General features: G+C 40.9%; 2 protein-coding genes, 8 tRNA genes and 1 rRNA gene. All 11 read right to left on the bottom strand.

From position 1 onward, the window contains the following. Positions 1 to 314 (bottom strand): 16S ribosomal RNA (locus LC455_RS30775); the annotation flags it as partial. 531 nt (positions 315 to 845) lie between these two features. Continuing rightward, on the bottom strand, positions 846 to 1,016 hold the full coding sequence (locus LC455_RS30770) for a hypothetical protein (protein WP_223596777.1): 171 nt from the start codon (positions 1,014 to 1,016) through the stop codon (positions 846 to 848). Between the two features lie 194 nt (positions 1,017 to 1,210). Then, a complete protein-coding gene (locus tag LC455_RS30765) occupies positions 1,211 to 1,348 on the bottom strand; it encodes a hypothetical protein (protein ID WP_223596775.1) in 138 nt (45 codons plus the stop codon). A 1,120-nt stretch (positions 1,349 to 2,468) separates the two neighbouring features. After that, a tRNA-Asn gene (locus LC455_RS30760) sits at positions 2,469 to 2,540 on the bottom strand. Between the two features lie 35 nt (positions 2,541 to 2,575). After that, positions 2,576 to 2,652 (bottom strand) — tRNA-Ile (locus LC455_RS30755). A gap of 4 nt (positions 2,653 to 2,656) precedes the next feature. Continuing rightward, a tRNA-Gly gene (locus tag LC455_RS30750) sits at positions 2,657 to 2,730 on the bottom strand. A gap of 12 nt (positions 2,731 to 2,742) precedes the next feature. Next, positions 2,743 to 2,816: transfer RNA gene (locus tag LC455_RS30745), tRNA-Cys, on the bottom strand. Positions 2,817 to 2,829: 13 nt separating this feature from the next. Next, a tRNA-Trp gene (locus LC455_RS30740) sits at positions 2,830 to 2,903 on the bottom strand. 5 nt (positions 2,904 to 2,908) lie between these two features. Further along, positions 2,909 to 2,993 (bottom strand) — tRNA-Tyr (locus tag LC455_RS30735). Positions 2,994 to 3,015: 22 nt separating this feature from the next. Then, a tRNA-Phe gene (locus tag LC455_RS30730) sits at positions 3,016 to 3,091 on the bottom strand. 51 nt (positions 3,092 to 3,142) lie between these two features. Then, a tRNA-Asp gene (locus LC455_RS30725) sits at positions 3,143 to 3,219 on the bottom strand. Positions 3,220 to 3,286: the final 67 nt, after the last annotated feature.

The following is a 3,286-nucleotide window of genomic DNA, read 5'->3' as shown; positions in this document are numbered from 1 at the left end:
GATCACCCTCTCAGGTCGGCTACGCATCGTCGCCTTGGTGAGCCGTTACCTCACCAACTAGCTAATGCGCCGCGGGCCCATCTGTAAGTGTCAGCCGAAACCGACTTTCAGCTTTTCCTCATGAGAGGAAAAGGGTTATCCGGTATTAGCACCGGTTTCCCGGTGTTATCCCAGTCTTACAGGCAGGTTGCCCACGTGTTACTCACCCGTCCGCCGCTGATCACCAGGAGCAAGCTCCTAGTGATCCGCTCGACTTGCATGTATTAGGCACGCCGCCAGCGTTCGTCCTGAGCCAGGATCAAACTCTCCAAGAAAGTTGATTAGCTCATAAAATAAAACGTTGGCTTCGTTTCAAATGAAACGAATATTATTGTTTGTTGACGTTTTTGTTTGTTTAGTTTTCAAAGAACAATTTTTCAAGACAGGATATCAATATAACATCTTGTCTTCAATCGTGTCAATCGCTTTATTTAAAACTTTTAAATCAACTCAGCGACAGGTATTAATAATATACTAAAATATTAATCTTGTCAAGAGTTTTTTTCTTATCTTGAAGGTTTAATATTTTGTCCCTGTCAGGAGTTCTTATATTACTCCCTTTTTATTTCGCCGTCAACCCTCTATACAAATTTTTTATCAAAATAACAATGGCGTGGAGCTTTCAGCTATATTGTGAAATAAGTTAATAATTGATTATTCTTTTATGCGGACAGGAAAGGATGTCCTTTACAAGAGCCCATGAGTACATTAAAACTTTATATTAAAAAATGAAAAAGGCTCCTCCATCGAGAAGCCTCTTCTTCAAATTAATTTGTAGCAGCACCAAATTTCCCCACACTAACTCATTAACCTTTTTCAGCTGATTCTAGAATCGCATCTGCGATTAATTCAATCCAATATCCATCTTTGAAGTTTGAAGAAAACTCCATTTCTTCTACAATTGCTTTAAATAAATCATAGGTTTCAATGATTTTTGTTTCCCCGTAGCCAATACCCAGAGCTGGGATTATAGCCATAATTCTCCATCATATGGAGTTGCAGGTCCAGTATAACCGTTCTGAAGCCTTTTGCGTCGCCTGGATCATCGGAGAAACAAACTTAAAGTTCATCACGGCGCTCATAGTTAAAATATAGATACCCTTTTTCCCCATGAATTTCAAATGTCGATTTCCGGAGCGTTGACTACTGCTCTCTAGTCGGTTGAATATTACTAGAATCCCAATCTTGCTGCGGAATCTTTTGCTAGTTCCTCTGTTACATCCACTACAGTATGGCGGTGTGGAATAGCTGGTGCCTGCCAGAAAAACATTGGCATTCCAGCATACGCAAGTGAATGCACCTTCCCCATAAATCCGCCGCCAATCAATAGAAAATAGCCAAGGATTAACTAATCAAGCGATTGGATGCCCAGTGCCCTACCAGCAAGGTGTAGCTGAAGCGATCTTGGCAGGATAAGCACTGCTTAGAAAACAAGCACCAACCTACGTACCTATCCCGGCTCTAAGGGTAACGAAAGAAAATCTCCTTGAAGCTTGGAAACCAGTTTATAACCAAGATACTCCGGAAGTTATTCAAAAGTATTTTTGATTTAGAAACAAAATATGACCGTTAGGATATATAGGTATCTGAAGGTATGTCGAAAACCAGTTAGTATTTTCAGAAAAAAAGACATTATTCCCCAGAAAATGATTCTATATTTTATCTTTTTGAAAAATATGACATATAGCGTAAACCGAGGGAAAATTCAGTGCAGGACCAAACCAAGTAAAATAATCACCACAAGATAAAAAAACTCCAAAATGGATATAGTTGTACATATACAATAAAGAGTGATTTTTTTGTCTAGTGTATGCCATCATATTTTAATTAAAAAACAATCAAATAAAGCGGCCAAAGTATCCATTTCTCTTACGATCATTTGATTTGTTTTGAGCCTGCTCCATATTCCTCGCTAGATTCTTCTCACGGTGTGGATTATGGCGATTTTATTCGGTATTGTAGGTCTTTTCAAATCATACAGAGCGGACTGGCCATATCCGGAATCCTAATTGGTCTTTTTACATTTATGTATAAAGTACTAATCCTTCAAGCCATTTTAGGTGGATAGATTACACCAAAAAGCAGATATCCAATTGGATATCTGCTTTTTCGTTTGGTAATACCCAACATACAAAATCCAACAATTTCTTCGTTCAACAAAACCAATTAATCGATTAATTAAAAACGCTGGATGCCCCTTCGCTAAAGGGTTGGAGGCAATTCACTGATAAAAATTTTGTCAGTTACTCAATCGTTTGTTTAGTTTGAGTCTTACACTTGGTATATCAGCATTTTCCCTATTATTCCTTTAAAAAAACTGTCAAATGGTGGTGATTTTCAGATAGATGGTAACTGCAAAGTTAAAATGGTCATACGGGGAAAAAAAGAAGTTTTCAGGGAACATTGTTTAGTCTAGAAATAAAAAAAGACTCCGCAGGTAGGACTCGAACCATCGACCGATCGGTTAACAGCCGATAGCTCTACCACTGAGCTACTGCGGAATAATGGTAAGTTATTTTGCTATCACCAAAAACTCTGGTGGGCCTAAATGGACTCGAACCATCGACCTCACGCTTATCAGGCGTGCGCTCTAACCAGCTGAGCTATAGGCCCATTATGGAGCGGGTGATGAGAATCGAACTCACAACATCAGCTTGGAAGGCTGAGGTTTTACCACTAAACTACACCCGCATTTCGAAAAATTGGAGGCAGCAACCGGATTTGAACCGGTGATAAAGGTTTTGCAGACCTCTGCCTTACCACTTGGCTATGCTGCCTTAACCTTAAATCTGGCAGGGGTAGTAGGAATTGAACCCACACCAAAGGTTTTGGAGACCTTCGTTCTACCTTTAAACTATACCCCTATAAATGGTGGAGGGGGACGGATTCGAACCGCCGAACCCTGAGGGAGCGGATTTACAGTCCGCCGCGTTTAGCCACTTCGCTACCCCTCCACATATAAAAACAAATTGTAGATGGTGGCTCAGGACGGAATCGAACCGCCGACACAAGGATTTTCAGTCCTTTGCTCTACCGACTGAGCTACTGAGCCACACTATATAAAATCTATATCAACAGTAGAATTTCCTACTGGTATAAAAAATGGCGGTCTGGACGGGGCTCGAACCCGCGACCTCCTGCGTGACAGGCAGGCATTCTAACCAACTGAACTACCAGACCATATTGCGGGGACAGGATTTGAACCTGCGACCTTCGGGTTATGAGCCCGACGAGCTACCGGACTGCT

Source organism: Neobacillus bataviensis, assembly GCF_019969725.1.
Note: the sequence above shows the minus strand (reverse complement) of the source record. Positions and strands in the feature narration are given on the sequence as shown.